Source organism: Shinella sp. S4-D37, assembly GCF_040812195.1.
Classification (GTDB): domain Bacteria; phylum Pseudomonadota; class Alphaproteobacteria; order Rhizobiales; family Rhizobiaceae; genus Shinella.
In genome coordinates this window covers 3,576,583-3,591,998 of sequence record NZ_JBFNXL010000005.1, presented here as the reverse complement: position 1 = coordinate 3,591,998, position 15,416 = coordinate 3,576,583, and the positions used below count along the sequence as shown (strand labels likewise).

Annotated in this window: 17 protein-coding genes; 15 read left to right on the top strand and 2 right to left on the bottom strand. The window is 63.5% G+C overall.

All coding sequences use genetic code 11. The features are described from left to right. Nucleotides 1-145: 145 nt before the first annotated feature. Together rnk and AB3G45_RS25190 are read left to right on the top strand one after the other, a co-directional pair. Nucleotides 146-571: a nucleoside diphosphate kinase regulator gene (gene rnk, locus AB3G45_RS25195; protein WP_367833136.1), complete on the top strand. Its 426-nt coding sequence runs from the start codon at nt 146-148 to the stop codon at nt 569-571. A 180-nt stretch (nt 572-751) separates the two neighbouring features. Further along, nucleotides 752-1,249 carry a hypothetical protein gene (locus tag AB3G45_RS25190; RefSeq protein WP_367833135.1) on the top strand — a complete coding sequence of 166 codons (498 nt, stop codon included), beginning with the start codon at nt 752-754 and terminating at the stop codon, nt 1,247-1,249. Nucleotides 1,250-1,266: 17 nt separating this feature from the next. Here AB3G45_RS25190 and gdhA read toward each other — a convergent pair whose 3' ends face one another. Continuing rightward, a complete protein-coding gene (gene gdhA, locus AB3G45_RS25185; protein WP_367833134.1) occupies nt 1,267-2,622 on the bottom strand; it encodes an NADP-specific glutamate dehydrogenase in 1,356 nt (451 codons plus the stop codon). 89 nt (nt 2,623-2,711) lie between these two features. After that, a complete protein-coding gene (locus AB3G45_RS25180; RefSeq protein ID WP_367833672.1) occupies nt 2,712-3,863 on the bottom strand; it encodes an HPP family protein in 1,152 nt (383 codons plus the stop codon). Between AB3G45_RS25180 and AB3G45_RS25175 the strand changes: the two genes are divergently transcribed. The 13 genes from AB3G45_RS25175 (at nt 3,859) to AB3G45_RS25115 (ending at nt 15,410) form a co-directional block, all read left to right on the top strand. Continuing rightward, nucleotides 3,859-4,020, top strand: coding sequence for a hypothetical protein (locus tag AB3G45_RS25175; RefSeq protein WP_367833133.1), 162 nt, complete (start codon nt 3,859-3,861; stop codon nt 4,018-4,020). The genes AB3G45_RS25180 and AB3G45_RS25175 overlap by 5 nt on opposite strands. A 197-nt stretch (nt 4,021-4,217) precedes the next feature. After that, nucleotides 4,218-5,414: a tyrosine-type recombinase/integrase gene (locus AB3G45_RS25170; RefSeq protein WP_367833132.1), complete on the top strand. Its 1,197-nt coding sequence runs from the start codon at nt 4,218-4,220 to the stop codon at nt 5,412-5,414. Between the two features lie 92 nt (nt 5,415-5,506). Beyond that, nucleotides 5,507-6,196, top strand: a complete 690-nt coding sequence (locus tag AB3G45_RS25165) for a hypothetical protein (protein WP_367833131.1) — start codon at nt 5,507-5,509, stop codon at nt 6,194-6,196. Between the two features lie 134 nt (nt 6,197-6,330). After that, nucleotides 6,331-6,546, top strand: coding sequence for a helix-turn-helix transcriptional regulator (locus AB3G45_RS25160; RefSeq protein ID WP_367833130.1), 216 nt, complete (start codon nt 6,331-6,333; stop codon nt 6,544-6,546). A 9-nt stretch (nt 6,547-6,555) separates the two neighbouring features. Continuing rightward, on the top strand, nt 6,556-6,774 hold the full coding sequence (locus AB3G45_RS25155) for a hypothetical protein (RefSeq protein WP_367833129.1): 219 nt from the start codon (nt 6,556-6,558) through the stop codon (nt 6,772-6,774). After that, the gene (locus AB3G45_RS25150; RefSeq protein WP_367833128.1) at nt 6,771-7,079 is read left to right on the top strand and encodes a hypothetical protein; all 309 of its coding nucleotides are present in this window, start codon (nt 6,771-6,773) and stop codon (nt 7,077-7,079) included. The genes AB3G45_RS25155 and AB3G45_RS25150 overlap by 4 nt, the downstream gene beginning before the upstream one ends. Next, entirely contained in the window at nt 7,076-7,525 is a 450-nt protein-coding gene (locus AB3G45_RS25145) for a hypothetical protein (RefSeq protein ID WP_367833127.1), read from the top strand. Before AB3G45_RS25150 ends, AB3G45_RS25145 begins: the two co-directional genes overlap by 4 nt. After that, a complete protein-coding gene (locus AB3G45_RS25140; RefSeq protein WP_367833126.1) occupies nt 7,522-8,955 on the top strand; it encodes a replicative DNA helicase in 1,434 nt (477 codons plus the stop codon). The genes AB3G45_RS25145 and AB3G45_RS25140 overlap by 4 nt, the downstream gene beginning before the upstream one ends. After that, entirely contained in the window at nt 8,955-9,845 is an 891-nt protein-coding gene (locus tag AB3G45_RS25135) for a hypothetical protein (RefSeq protein ID WP_367833125.1), read from the top strand. Before AB3G45_RS25140 ends, AB3G45_RS25135 begins: the two co-directional genes overlap by 1 nt. Next, nucleotides 9,842-10,024 carry a hypothetical protein gene (locus AB3G45_RS25130; protein WP_367833124.1) on the top strand — a complete coding sequence of 61 codons (183 nt, stop codon included), beginning with the start codon at nt 9,842-9,844 and terminating at the stop codon, nt 10,022-10,024. Before AB3G45_RS25135 ends, AB3G45_RS25130 begins: the two co-directional genes overlap by 4 nt. Beyond that, entirely contained in the window at nt 10,017-10,313 is a 297-nt protein-coding gene (locus tag AB3G45_RS25125) for a hypothetical protein (RefSeq protein ID WP_367833123.1), read from the top strand. The genes AB3G45_RS25130 and AB3G45_RS25125 overlap by 8 nt, the downstream gene beginning before the upstream one ends. 102 nt (nt 10,314-10,415) lie before the next feature. Beyond that, nucleotides 10,416-10,745, top strand: coding sequence for a hypothetical protein (locus tag AB3G45_RS25120; protein ID WP_367833122.1), 330 nt, complete (start codon nt 10,416-10,418; stop codon nt 10,743-10,745). A 126-nt stretch (nt 10,746-10,871) separates the two neighbouring features. After that, a complete protein-coding gene (locus AB3G45_RS25115; protein ID WP_367833121.1) occupies nt 10,872-15,410 on the top strand; it encodes a hypothetical protein in 4,539 nt (1,512 codons plus the stop codon). Nucleotides 15,411-15,416 lie beyond the last annotated feature (6 nt).

The following is a 15,416-nucleotide window of genomic DNA, read 5'->3' as shown; positions in this document are numbered from 1 at the left end:
CGGCTCGGTCGCGTCGCGCCCCGGCCGTGGGGCAATAGCGGTTTCGTCTTTTTACGCAAACCGTTTTGGAAAGCGCGACAGTTCTCAGATCTTCGATTCTCCGCGTGCCCTCCGGGCCGCCAAGACCCCGCGTCGTGAGGTTCCCATGACTGCCAAGACCAAGGCCATCCGTCCGCCCGCCATCACCATCGCCCGCTCCGAGCACGCGCGCCTGTCGAACCTTGCCGACATGCTGGCCGAGCGCGATCCGCACGCCGCCGAACAGCTTGCCGCCGAACTCGACCGTGCGAAGGTCGTCGACGATGCCCGCATGGCGCCCGGCATCATGCGCATGGGCTCGCTCGCCGAGTTCCGCATCGACGACGAACCGCCGCAGACCGCCGAACTCGTCTTCCCGAAGGACGCCGACATTTCCCGCCAGCGCATTTCCGTGCTGACGCCGGTCGGCGCCGCCCTGCTCGGTCTTTCGGCCGGCCAGTCGATCGAATGGGCGGCGCGGGACGGCAAGGCGCGGCGCCTCAGCGTCATCGCCGTGCATGCGGCGGTGCCGGATGCGGCCAAGGCCTCCTGAGGGGCGCCCGCCGTGAAGTTCCTGTCCTTCTTTCAGTCCGGGCGCATCGGGGGCTGCCTCGTCGCAGGATCGTGACCCCCTGTGCCGCGTATGCGGCCAGGGGGCTTCTCCACCATGGGGTTTCAGGCCGCGCTTTGCGCGCGGGCAGGATGGAGAACGGCTATGGGACGCGATCCCGCTATGCTTACGGCAAGAGACGGATATGTACTGGAGAAGCTGCTGCGCGACTGGCCGCCGCTGACGGAGGAATGGCTGGTGCTGCTGAAGCGCAAGCTGGCGGGCGGGTGCCGGCCGGCGGGAAGCCGTATCCCCGCTGATCTGGCGACGATCGATGCGCGCGTGACGTTCCGCTGCGAGAGCGGGCTCGTCGACAGCCGCACCCTCTGCCTTCCGGGCAGCTATGCGGCGGGGAGTGCCTTCCTGCCGGTCACGACCTTCTATGGGCTTGCCCTGCTCGGCCTGCGCGAAGGTCAGGCGATGGCCTTCGACCGGCCGGAGGGCCGGCGCGACTGGATCGTCCTGGAAAAGGTGCTGTTCCAGCCGGCGGCCGCAAGCCCCGCGCCGGCAGAGGCCGCGCGCTCGCCCTTCCGGGTCGTCGCCGGCGGCCTTGCCGAGCGCAGGTTCGCCGCGGCAAATGAAAACGGCCCCGGACAGGGTCCGGGGCCGTCGGCTGCCTGAGGCTTGAGGAGGGGCGATCAGATCACGCCCTGCGCGCGCATGGCTTCGGCCACGCGCGTGAAGCCGGCGATGTTGGCGCCGAGCACGTAGTTGCCCTTGGCGCCGTATTCTTCCGCCGTCTCGGCGCAGCGGTCGTGGATGCCCTGCATGATCTGGCCGAGCCGTTCGCGGGCCGTCTCGAAGCTCCAGCTGTCGCGGCTGGCATTCTGCTGCATTTCCAGCGCCGAGGTGGCAACGCCGCCGGCATTGGCCGCCTTGCCGGGGCCGAACAGCACGCCCGATTCCTGGAAGGTCCGCACCGCCTCCGGCGTCGAGGGCATGTTGGCGCCCTCGGCGACGGCGATGACGCCGTTCTTGACCAGCGTCTTGGCGTCCTTGCCGGAAAGCTCGTTCTGCGTGGCGCAGGGCAGCGCCACGTCGCACGGCACGTCCCAGATCGAGCCCTTGCCGGCCGGGATGAAATGCACGCCGGCCGTCTTGGCGCGGGCATATTCCGACATGCGCTCGCGGCGCACTTCCTTGATCTCCTTGACGAGCGAAAGGTCGATACCGCCCTCGTCATGGATGTAGCCGCTGCTGTCCGAGCAGGCGACGACCTTGGCGCCGTACTTGATGGCCTGTTCCATGGCGTAGATCGCCACGTTGCCGGAGCCGGAGACGGTCACCCGCTTGCCCTCGAAATCGGTGCCCCTGGTGGAGAGCATGGCGCGGGTGAAATAGACCGCGCCGTAGCCGGTCGCTTCCGTGCGCACCAGCGAGCCGCCATAGCTCAGGCCCTTGCCGGTGAAGACGCCGGCCTCGAAGCGGTTGGTCAGGCGCTTGTACTGGCCGAACATCCAGCCGATCTCGCGGCCGCTGACGCCGATATCGCCGGCCGGCACGTCGGTGTACTCGCCGAGATGGCGGTAGAGTTCCGTCATGAAGGACTGGCAGAAGCGCATGATCTCGCCGTCGGAGCGGCCCTTCGGGTCGAAGTCCGAGCCGCCCTTGCCGCCACCGATCGGCAGGCCCGTCAGCGCGTTCTTGAAGGTCTGCTCGAAGCCGAGGAACTTGATGATGCCGAGATTGACGGAGGGATGGAAGCGCAGGCCCCCCTTGTACGGTCCCAGCGCCGAGTTGAACTGCACGCGGAAGCCGCGGTTGATCTGCACCTGGCCCCTGTCGTCGACCCACGGCACGCGGAAGATGATCTGGCGCTCCGGCTCGCAGATGCGCTCGATCAGCGCGTCCGCCAGGTAGCCGGGATGTTTGGAGACGACGAGCCCGAGGCTTTCCAGCACCTCGCGCACGGCCTGGTGGAATTCGGGTTCCGCAGGATTGCGCTGCAGCACCTGCGCAAGGATCGGTTCAAGCTTCTCGTCGACGGTTGCCATGGCGGCACTCCTTTCGTCTCGGTCTCACATCTCTTGGAAGGGCCGCCGGCCTGGCGCCGGCAGGTTCGGGTGACATCGCTCGGGCATGGTCAGATGCCCTGCCCGTGACCGCCCATCAGCCCCGAGGGGCCGTTCTGGGAGAGGCTTTTGGCGAGCGTGGCCAGAAGATCGGTCTGGGAAATGATGCCCACCGCGCGGTGCTCGTCGTCGACGACGACGACGGCATGGATGGAACCGTCCGTCAGCCGCGGCAGGAGGCCGATGGCGGGGTCGGCCGGGCGGGCGGTCGCAGCCTGGGAGACGGGCAGGTGGGCGTTCGGCGCCATGGCGGCAAGTTCCCTCAGGCCCACGGTGCCGAGAAGGCGCCGGTCGGCGTCGAGCACGGGAAGCGTGCGGATGTCGTGGTCGAGCAGGAGGCTTCGGGCCTCGTCGGCCGTGGCGTCGCGGGCCACTGTCACCACGTCGCGCGACATGATGTCGGCCGCGGTCAGGTCGCCGCGCTGGCGCAGCAGGGCCTGCAGTTCGACCTGGCGCAACAGCGCGTCGAGGTCGGCGCGACTGATGTCCAGCGTCTCGTTGAGGCTGACGATGGCGGTATCGATGTCCTCGGTGTTGAAGCCGACGCGGAAGGCCGCCGGCTGGTCGGCGGTCTTGTGCGGGTTGACCGGCGCGACCGTCTGGCGATGCGGATATTGCCGCCCTGCCAGCCGATGGAAAATAATGCCGAGCGCCACGAGGATCAGCGAGTTGATCGCGACCGGCACCAGCGGGAACCAGAAGCCTGCCCGGCTGACCGCCGCCCCGCCGATGACGGCGGTGAGCGCGGCCGCTCCCCCGGGGGGATGCAGCGAGCGGGTCAGCGACATGACGAGGATCGAAAGCGCCACGGCAAGCCCGATGGCGATGGCGGGGTCGGTGACCAGTGTGGTGACGGTAACGCCGACCAGGGCCGAAAGCGTGTTGCCGCCGACGATCGACCAGGGCTGGGCGAGGGGACTGGCGGGCACGGCGAAGAGCAGCACCGCCGAAGCGCCGACGGGTGCGACGATCAGCGGCAGATGCGGGTCCTGGCCCAGGAAGAAGCCGCAGACGAGGCCGGTGAGGCAGATGCCGATCAGGGCCCCGACGCAGCCGATCAGGCGCTCCTTGAGCGTGGCGCCGGCGAGAATGGGCGCAAACAGCCGAAATTTGGACGGCGTGCCCGTTTTATGGGCATCGTGTTGAGGCGGGGCCACGATGATCCTGATCGTAAAAAGGCAGATGATTATTTTGCAGGCTTATGTGCCTATCGCGCCCCTGACGCAAGAGCACAAGGGGAAGATTCTGCTTTGCCGGCAAGGAGGGGGAGGGAGCCGCGTGCGGGCAACAAAAAAGCCCGGCGAGGCCGGGCTTTTTTAACGCATTCCGGAACGAACCGGAGCGGGAATTTGGTGCCCAGAAGAGGCACTGAACCGCTGTGAATGCTCGTAGAGCTATGTTTAAGCTCGTCAAACTCCTCTGGATTTCCCGCCAATCCGTTGTCTATAGGAGGCATCTGCGGTAATAATTCGTCTAGCCCAGTAAAACGCTTAAGGGTGGATGGAAAGGGGGGTAAGGTGGCGCGAGAATTAAACCGGCTGAACACTAAAGGCGTCGACGCTGCCAAGCCCGGGAAACATGCCGATGGCGGCGGTCTTTGGTTGGTTAAGCATGAGAATGGCAAAGCGCAGTGGTTCCTACGTGTAACGGTTCATGGGCGCCGTAGAGAAATGGGGCTCGGGACCTACCCGACTGTCTCACTGAAGGATGCTCGCACGGAAGCGGCCAAATGGCGAACGGTTGCCGCAAGGGGTCTGGATCCCATTAATGAACGAGAGCGAGAGCGCGCCGCGTCTGAAAAGCAGCTCCATCTCTTCGAGGATGTTGCCAACGATGCTTTCGAGAGCCGGAAGGCCGAACTGAAGGGCGACGGCAAAGCGGGCCGATGGTTCAGCCCCCTCAAGGTGCATGTGCTGCCGCGGATGGGCAAGAAGCCGATCGGCGAAATCGATCAGCGCCTTATCCGCGATACCCTCGCCCCCATCTGGCACACAAAGCCGGAAGCCGCTCGGAAGGCCCTGAATCGCACGGCCATATGCATGCGTCATGCTGCAGCGCTCGGGTACGACGTTGACCTCCAGGCCTGCGACAAGGCGAAAGCCCTGCTAGGCCAGCGTCGTCATACTCCCCAAAACATCCCGGCCATGCCATGGGCAGAGGTGCCGGCCTTCTATGCTTCATTGTCAGACGGCACGATTGCGCACCTTGCGCTTAGGCTCCTCATCCTCACCGGCGTTCGCTCCGCCCCCTTGCGATTCATGTGCCTCGATCAGATCGAGGGCGACGTTTGGACCATTCCAGGCGAGGTGATGAAAGGCCGGAAGGGCAAGACCCCCGATTTTCGCGTCCCTTTGACACCCGAGGCGCTCGCCGTCATTGAGCAAGCAAAGCCTTTCGCGCGAGGCGGCTATCTTTTCCCGAGCGTGCGGGTCGGTGTGATTTCCGACGCCACCATGTCGCGCCTTATGGAGCGCCGGAAGATGACAGCTCGCCCGCATGGCTTCCGCTCCAGCCTTCGCGACTGGATCGCTGAAACCACGGAAACGCCCTATGACGTGGCAGAAACGACACTAGGTCACGTCGTCGGCGGCAAGGTTGAGCGGGCTTATAGGCGAACCGATTTTCTTGAGCAGCGGCGCAAGCTGCTGTTGCGATGGGCAAACCACGTCACCGGCAAGGGCGGCAAGCTGCTTCGCCTGGTGGAGAACGAATAGCAAGAACCCGTAGGGATAGGCCGGCCAGCCGACAAGCCAGGATGCACCGCCTGGTTTCCCTACGGTAACACGGTGTTTCGCAAGGTGCTGCGATGGCTGGACGTTCCAAGGTCGAGGATGACAAAGAATGGTATCTGAGAATGGTCGAAGGGGTCGATCTTGATCCCGATCAACAAAACCTAATAGACGCCTACAACGCCATTGAGCGGGCTTTGTCGAACGACGAGAATTTTATTAGACGTCTCGGCGAACAAATGCTGGCAATGCGTGACCGTGGCGTCCCGATCGACCTGGAGTACGCCGCCTTCCTTACTAAGCAGCAAGCCGCAATAACCGCGGCAAGGGTGGCGTTGCGCGCTATCGCTCTTGCCCAAGACCACCCAATCCATCGGCTGATTGATGGCGCTCGAAAGAACGTCAGTAAACGCCGCGGCCCTTCGCTATTCGAGGGCCGCCTTCGCAGTTTGCTCCTATCGTTTGTACTTGCCGCGTCGTCTCGGCTTCCGGGCACTACGAAGCTGAAGGCCGCAAAGATAGCAAGCCAAACGGCCAAAGAGGTGGGCGTCTCGCAAATATCGCCAGCCGCCATCTTGGCATACGAGAGCCACCAGAACCCGTTCGGGTTTTATGAAAAAGAAGCGGTTGAAACAGACCGTAGCTTTTTCGCGACCATCCCGGCAGATACCCTTACATATAATCTGAAGATCAAGCTTGCTGAGCTAAACGGAGGAAATTCCGTCGATCTTCTATTGCAGCAACTCCTGTCTGATTACAAAAGGTAGGGGGTTCTGTAAAAACAAACTCAAAAGCTATACTGTTCTGCAAAATTCGCGGAACGCATTGTCAATTTCGTTGAAACCCGCCTACGAGAGTCAAGCAGTTGATCTCGTAGGCCACCGGCCAAACGAGGATGACAATGCAATCAGCCTTGAACGACATTGCAACGCATGATCGGCTCCTGACCGACAATGAGGTTGCCTCTCTCCTGGGCTTCCGGTGCCGCGCCACGGTGTGGAACCACGTCAAGAAGGGCCTCATCCCGCGCCCCTTGAAGCTCGGCGGTGTCACCCGCTTTCCCCTCTCCGACATTCTCGGCGTCATCGAAGCCGCGAAGCAGCAGCGCGCGGCGTAGGGGGCAGCCATGAAAACGACGAACCCGGCGGCGCGAGCAGGCGCCAACCGGGTCCAGAATGTCAAAGCGTTTCACAGCAGCATCGACAATCTGGACCTTACCGAAATTCCCGACAAATCTCAATCTGAAATGCTGGCGGCCCGCTCCGTCATGCGCAGGTTCGGCATCTCCTATTTCCATGCCGTAACCGTCTGCCAGCTCCATGGCCTTGGAGGTACGGCAGCATGAAAAAGCTCACCTTGCGCGCAGTCATCACGCTTCCGGACGGCTCCGAAAGCCTGCCGGTTACCGTCATCGGCCGGCAGGCCTGGATGCTCGATCAGTTGATACAGGCAGGACCCGGCGGCCTGACATCGATCGAGCGGCCGGCACCACGGATTTCACACTACATTTTCCGCCTTCGCGGAGCCGGTTTCGACATCGATACCGAGTATGAAGACCACGGGGGGCAATTCCCGGGAAGACATGGGCGGTTCCGCCTCCTGTCTAAGGTCCGGATCATTTCGGACAGCCGGAAGGCGGTGGCAGCATGAAGAATATCAAAGCTCGCCACATCGGTAGCAAAGAAATCAACGGCCGGCCGGTGGGGTTCTTTACCCCGCCGCACGGCGAACCGGATTTCCTCTGGGTCGAGGTCGAGGCTTTGGCCGGCGCGTTCTTGCCAGAAGACGCAGCGCGCCGGATGCTGGAGCATTGCCAAAACTTCGACCGGGATAATCGGCCCGTAGTAGCTGCTCAAAACGGTAGCTCAATCGTGACGATCATGTGCCACGCCATGGCGCAAGGCCTCTGCGGCGCAATCGATCAACTACTACACGACTATCAGAAATCCGATGATGAATGGGGCGGCGGCCCGGCAGAAACCGCGTACTGCGTAGCTGCTGGCCAGATGATGGCTGACCATTGGCCGCTGTCCATCGCGCAGCTTGCCGATGCCTTTCACAATCAGGGCGGCCCATTCATGCGGGGTGGAAAATGAGCACCGCCCTCGACGCCAGCTATATCCCTGAACTGGAGCAGGAGGTGCTTGGCGCGCTCCTCCTCTCCGGTGACGTCAAACACGTACCCGGCTCTTTGGAGCCGGGACACTTCATCGAACCCTTCCACCGCGATTTGTTCGCCAGCATGAAGCAGGCGGCCGGCCAGTATCGTTCCGTCCGCCTGGATCTCGTCCGCAATGTGCTGGCCGCGACCGTCGACATGGAGGAGGTAGCAAAGCAGCTCGGCATTCCCGTGCCGGAATACCTCGCCCGCCTGGTTGGTGGCACCGTCCGCGGCGCCGCCGGCCTGAAGGACAGCGTTCCTGCCATGATGCACCAGTGGGCACGCTTTTCGTTGGGGCGCGAGGGCGAACGCGTGCTGCTCGCGGCGGCTGATCCGGGCACCAGCCCGGCGGATATCATCCGCACCGCCGCCCAGACCTTCGATGAAGTTTCGTCCGCTCTCCGGCGCGGCAAGCACCGTAAGACCCTGTTCAGCATCGGCGAGGCTTCGGAGAATGCTGTCTCCGCGGTGTCGGAAGCCATGAAGCAGGGCGGCGGCCTCACGGGCACGACCTGGGGCCTCGCCGACGTAAACCGCGCCACGGGTGGAATACAGGCGGGGGAGATGACCATCATCGGCGCCCGCCCGTCGATGGGCAAGACGGCCGTGGCCCTCTCCATCGCCATCCAGGCGGCTCAGGCCGGTGCCGGTGTAGGATTTATCTCGCTGGAAATGGCAGCCCGCTCCTTGGCCTTGCGTGCTCTGACCGACATTGCCTTCAACGAACATGGTTCGATTGCCTATGCCGACCTCCTGACCGGCCGCGTCAGCGAAGCGGAGTTCGAACACATCGTTCTATCGCAACGGAAACTGGATGCGCTTCCGTTGATGATCGAGGATGCCTCCGGCCTGTCTATGCCCGAGATCCGCGCCAAGGTGGATCGGATGGCGGAGAATGCCGAGCGGGCCGGCACGCCGCTGAAGGTGCTGGCGGTGGACTATCTCCAGCTTATCGCGGCCTCGGCACGCTATCAGGGCAACCGCACGGCGGAAATCACCGAGATATCGGCCGGCCTGCGCAATCTCGCCCGCGAATACAATGTGGCGGTGCTCGCGCTCTCGCAGTTGTCGCGCCAGGTCGAGAGCCGCGACGACAAGCGCCCGATGCTCTCCGATCTGCGGGAAAGTGGGTCGATCGAACAGGACGCCGATACGGTCATCTTCCTGTTCCGCGAGGCCTACTATCTCGGCAAGGCCAAGGGGAAGAACGCCGACGACGAGGCCGACCGCATGGAGCAGCTTGCGGCCTGCCAGAACAAGCTTGAATTTATCATCGCCAAGCAGCGGATGGGCGCCACTAGGACGGTGAACCTGTTCATCGACGTTGCCAGTTCCGCGGTGAGAAACGCAGCGAGGGCGATGTAATGGCTCGAATTCGCACCATCAAACCCGAATTTTTCAAGCATGAAGGTATCTTCGACGCCGAGCAGGAAACGGGCCTTCCGCTGCGCCTTGCCTTTGCGGGACTGTGGACGCAATGCGACCGAGAGGGCCGTTTTGCCTGGCGTCCGCGTCAGCTCAAAGTCGACATCCTGCCATACGACGAAATCGACTTTTCACGCGTGCTCGACGCGTTGGCCACGCGTGGTTTCATTGTGAAATACGCGTCGGACGGGCGTGAATTTGGGCATATCCCATCGTGGCGTCGTCATCAGGTGATAAACAACCGCGAAACGGCCAGCATTTTGCCCGAACCTACGGAAATCGTTGCGGTATCTGACGCGTGCCCCACGCGTGCCTCACGCGACGGGCACGCGGGGAAAGCGGAAAGGAAGGGAAAGGAAAGGAATATATATTCCCGCAAAATGGATTTGCGGGCTTCCGAGCCGCCTCACGGCGATACTGTCGAGCAGGAATTTACGAATACGTTCTGGCCAGCCTATCCCCGCAAGGTAGATCGCAAGGACGCGCTCAGCGCCTTTCTCAAAGCCCGGAAGAAGGTTTCCCTCGAAGCCATCATGAAGGCTCTCGAAGCGTACAGCCGTGAGACATCCAAGGCGGACAAACGGTTCATCCGCCATGCCGCTCGTTGGCTCAACGCGGAAAGCTGGGAGAACGGCGACAACCAGCACCCCCCGCATGTCCCTGTCGATGATGAGAAGTGGCTGAAGCGGCTTCGCCATGGCCGCAACCTTCGGAAATGGTCTGTACAGGACTGGGGACCGCGCCCCGGCAATGACGGCTGCCTGGTCCCTGCCAACCTTCTGGAGCCGGGAGACGGCGACGGATGGACCGAACTCGAGGTGGCGGCATGACGACGCCTGACGATCCGATGCGCGCCGCGGCTCTCTGGCTGGCCGCACAGCTCGAGCCGATCCCGCATGTCATCCCCGCCCTGAAGGAGCGCTTCGGCCTGACCGGGCTCCAAGCCTGCCAGGCCATCGCCCTCGCAAGAAACATCACGCCCCAGCCAGGAGGCCAGAACGATGAATGAAGAGATTGAAACCGGCGCCCCGTGGGTGCGGCTCGAAATCGTGAGCGTCACGATTGGCGCCTACTTCCGTGAGGACAGCAGGAACGACCTCGTTCTTGTTCAGACCATCACGGACCTGCCGTGCATCGTGCTGGAGCTGGTATCCACCGACAACAACCGGACGGCCGTGGGCATCGCTCTCAGCTCTCCGCTGGCTGATATCCGGGACAGTGCTGTTGGCCTTGCCGAGAGCTTCGGCGTGCCTCTCGTCGACTGCACGCTTCCAGCCGCGCGGCGTGCGCAGATGTGAGGGGGCGGTCATGTCGATTGGTGACTACCTGCAAACCTGCCTCATCGTCTTCGCTGTCTGCATCGTCCCGGCCTACGGGCTCACCATCTGGAGGCTGAACCGATGAACGCCGCCAATCGGATCGAGCCCGAGGAGGGCAACGTCATCGCGCTCGTCGATGCTTCGACAGTCAGGCTCCACATCCTGCCCGACGAGGTCATGACGGTTGCCGAGGCAGCGGCCCATGCCGGCAAGACCACGAAGACCATTCGGCGCTGGTGCGACGAGTTCGGCATCTCTCGCCAGATGCGCAAGAATTCCCCGGTTCACGTCTCCCGGATCGCGCTCGACATGGTGATCCATGGCGACTGGCCGGCATTGGAGCGGCTGAAGGCTGGCGACCGCGCTCACCGCCTTGTGATGTTCTACCGAGTGCTCGCCGACCTCGATTGACCAAAAAAAGTTGGCCCAAATGTCCAACTATGTCCAACGGTGGGCAACTATGTCCAACGGTGTCCACGTTGCTAAGCAATTGAAAAGGCGGTATATTTGTCGAAATTCGAACCAAGGATTTCCGCCATGGCAGGCACTTTTCTGGATCTCTTCCGCGGCATGGGCGCTGGCAATGCTGGCGGCACGCAAACGCCTGCCGCAACACCTCAGCGGGCGCAGGGCAATGGTTTCCTCAGCGGCTTCAACCCCGATGCGCTCCTCGCTATCAGCACAGGGCTCCTGACCGGCAGCAACCCGCAGGAGCAGCTTAGCAACGCCGCCATGGGGTTCGCCAACTACCGCAAGGACGCCCGCCAGCGAAACCGCACGCTCGAAATACTGGGCAAGGACAACCCTCAGCTCGTCCAGGCCGTCGAAGCCGGCATCCTCACCCCATCCGACGCCTTCAGCCTGCACTACAAAGAGGCGCAGGAAGCGAAGAAGGCTCAGCGCCCCAGTCGGAAATTTATGACCTTGCCTGATGGTACTTTCGGGTGGGCCGACGAAAACGCCGCGACGTGGACACCTCTCGGCACGGCTCCGAAGGAAAAGACCCAGCCCGCCCTTGCGCAGGAATACCAGTTCGCGAAGGAGAATGGTTTTGAGGGCGGCTTCACCGATTACGTTCAGTTGAAGCGTTCCCGCGGCGCCGGCGGCGATGATGCGACTGGTTTCAAGGTTCCCGCCGGTTACCGGCTGAAAGACCCAGCTAATCCGAGCCTTGGCGTCGAGCCCATCCCCGGCGGCCCCGCCGAGGAAATGCCCGGTGAGCTTGCCGCTCGTGTCGGTATGGCAAAGAGCTTCATTGCAAAGGCTCCCGAACTTCGAAAGAAAATCGAAGATGGGCAAGTCACCGGATGGTGGGATCAGCCGGTAGCCGAAGGCGGATATGGCGAGAAGGGGCAGATCTACCAAGACCTTCAATCCGGCGTGGACTCGCTCATGCGCCTGATGACGGGCGCGGGTATGAACGAGACCGAGGCCAAACAGTACGCTTCACGGTATCTTCCTACGGCCCGCGATACTGCGTGGAGCGCAGCGAACAAGCTGGATCGCCTTGTCGGCGAGCTTGAGGCTACGGCGGAAGAGGCCTCCCGCGGACGTGGTGGTTTCCAATCGCCTCGCCAGCGTTCCGGCCGCATCGACGACCTCGTGCGCAAGTATGGGGGGCTGAGCATGGCCACGCTTCAGCAGCTTGAAACGGCTCTCATCAATGCCGACGCTGCCGGTGACACGGAGGCGGCAACCGAGCTTGCCCGAGAAGTCGGCCGCATGCGCCGGGAGCAGTCGGCCGCGCAGGAGCCAGCACCGGAAGGCGACGGGCTGGCTTTGAACGCAACGGCTGGCCTTAACCAGGGCATTTACAACACCCTCGGCGCTCCGGTCGATTTCTCCCGCTGGCTGATCAACAAGGGTATCGAGGGCGTTAATGCCGCTCCTTCCTACATCAACAAAGGCATCGAGTTTTCAGGGCTCGATTATCGCCTGGGTGACCCTGATCTCCCCACAATTCCCACGGACAGCTTCGGCGGCTCCGAATCCATCTCCAGCATGTTTGGCGCGGTGGGTGTTCCGGAGCCGAAGGACATTCAGGCGCTCACCCCTGAGGAGCGGATTGCCCGCGGTGTTGGTGAAGGTGTCGGCTATACCGTCACCCCTGCCGGTGTCGTTGGTGGTGCCGCCCGAACCGGCGCGCTGACCGGGCGCGCGCTCGATACCGCAACCCGCATGTTCGGGCCGGGAACCAGTGTGGGCCGCCTTGCAGGTGATGCTGTTGTAGGTGGTGCCTCCGGTGCTGGAGCCTCGGCGGCCATGGAAGCGACACCCGATCAGTACGACGCACTCGCCGGGATGGGCGGGGGCATGATCGGGGGTGGCATCGGCGCCGCCGCCGCCGGCATCCCTGCCATGCTTCGTGGTGGCTACCGTATGGCCCGTGACGCTGCAGCACCTCTCCACCAGGCCGGCAGGGAGCGCCTTGCAGCGCGCCAGCTTGCCGACAGCGCCACCGACCTTACTGCGTTCCGTCGCTCCCTTGAGGAGCCCGCGGTTGATCTGGTGGCAGGTTCCCGGCCCACCACCTTCCAGGCGACAGGCGATATGGGCGTTGGCGGCTTGGAGCGCGGTATTCAGACGAAACGGCCCGAAGCCTTCCAGCAGCGGCGTGTTGATCAGAATTCGGCCCGGCTCGCCGCCCTTGAAGGCGTCCAGCGCGACGGCTCTCCTGAAAAGGTGGCCGATGCCGCCCGTCAGATTGTCCAGGCCGTCAGCGAGCGGGCGCAGGCGGCCTATGACGATGTGGTGACCAGGGCGACGGCGCGGGCGGATGAAACCGCCGCAAATGCTCGCCGATCGGTCGAGGACGCGGCTGGTAGTCTCGGCATCCTCTCTCAGCGCATGGGCGAAGGCGTCGGCGCGCGTGCCAGCGGTGATGCAATGCGTTCGTCCCTTGAGGAGGCCCGCGCCGCTGCAAAGGCCGCAGAGCGCTCGCTGTGGGAGGCTGTAGACCCTGATGGCTCTCTCGCCCTTCCTGCGCAGAACACGCGGCAGCAGGCGGCAACCCTCATTGCCGAGCTTCCCCGATCTGCCAAGCCCCCGAGTGGGGAAGAGGGCGCCATCTTCGACGTGGTGAGCCAGTACGGTGACACCATCCCGTTTTCCGAACTGACCGCGCTCCAGAGCCGCATCAAGACCGAGATGCGCGCCGAGCGCCGCAACTTCGGGGAGACGACCGCCTATCGTCGCCTGTCCATGTTGAGCAAGGCGACCGATGCTGATATTGAATCTGCAGTCGCCGGCAAGATCCAGCAGGAAGCGCAGGCCGTAGCCAACGGGCAGATGGCCGAGGCTGATACGCTTTTCGCCAGGATGCTTCAGAAGCAGCAGGATTGGTATGAGCAGCGCACCCAAGCCCAGGGAATGGGGCAAAGCGTTAGCGAAGGTCTTGGAACCGATGCCGTCGGCCGATCGGGCGGAATTTCTACAGCATCTGGAGCGGACCAGCCGGCAGGACGGGGATTTCGAGGCGCTCAGGGAAATCCAGGAGTACAAGAAACTGGCCTCCTCCCTAACTTCGACCCCGGCGCCCGAGACCGACTAGACGCCGCCCGCACGGCCACCCGTGAGCGTGTCGAAACCTTCGACAACAAGACGCTCGGCCCGATGCGCCGCCGTCCGGCCTACACCGCCCCCTACGATATGGCCGCGGAAACCGCCCCGGCGAAGGTTTTCTTCGGCCGGCCGGAGAGCGCGCGTGCCATTGACCAGTATCGCCGGGCAGTCGGCCAGGAAGTCGCCGATCAGCAACTCCAGCAGTATGCGGTTTCGAGGCTGAGGCAGGCCGCGTTCAATGCGGATGGCACGGTCAACCTGTCCAAGCTGGACACCTGGCGGCGCTCGCATGCCGATGCTCTCGCCAAGCTTCCCGCCCTCCGCCAGCAGGTTGACCAGCTTGCCATGTCCGCGCGCGGCCTTGCCGATCGGACGGAGGCGGCCGCTCGAATTGGCAAAGATGCCGCGAAGGCGTCGAACGCGGAGATTGCCGCGGCCGCCCGTCGCCAGCGCCTCATGACGGACGCGGCGCAGCGCAGCCGCCTGGGCAAGGTCATGAACGCAGACAGCGGTGAAGCCGTCGTCAGGCAGATCGGTAATGTCTTCGCCCGGCAGGATGCCGGATCGGAGATGATGAAGCTGAACCTGGCCACGCGGGGCGATCCTGAGGCGCGGGCCGGCCTCCGTCGCGCCGTGGTGGACCACATTCTCGGAAAGTTCGTCGGCAACGCCGAGGCCGGTACGAGCGGCCAGTCACTCATCAAGGGCGATGCGTTCCAGTCTTTTGTCAAGGACAAGGCCGGCGCCCTGCGCTCCGCCGGCTTCACTCCCGACGAAATCCGGACCATCCAGAACATCGCCGCCGACATACGCCGGTCGAACCGTTCGATTTCTGCGGTACGCATTCCCGGCGGCAGCAACACCGCCCAGGACATCTACGCCGCGGCCAAGAGCGATGCGGCCGGCTCGGTTCTTTCCAGGCTCCTGGGCGCATATGCGGCGGGCGGCAGCATCGTGTCCGCGGTGGGCGGCAAGATGGCCTCAGCCCTTCGCGAGGCCGGTTTCCAGAGCGTCGACGATATTCTTGCGGACGCCCTTCTGAACCCGGCTCGCGCCAAGCTACTGTTACAGCAGATGCCGAAGAACGTCGAAAGCGGCGCGCTCGATCGGCTGGCGGAGCTTTATCGTCGCGTGCCTGGCGCTACGGCCGGAACCATTCGCGACGACGGCGAGCGCCAGAAGAAGGCGGCTCGGCTCGGCGGCGGCAATCAAACGCACCAGTGGATTGCGCAACGCCTCAGTGCATTCGGTGGCATGGGTGACGATGAAATCAGCGGTGTCATGGATGCGTTGCGCTCCGATCGATCGGGGGCCGCCGGGAGAGTGATGAAAGACCTCATCGGCTTGGAGCGCATGAACCTCTCCGAGGCCGATAAGGGGGCAGCTATCCGGTACATCCTGGAAGGTACGCTTGGGCAGAGCCCGAACACTCCCGCCTCCCGATGGAGAGGGCAGCGCAACGGTGACGCCGACAAGGTTCCGCTAGAAATCACGGTGCCGGTTCCGGTGCGATAGGTCTGC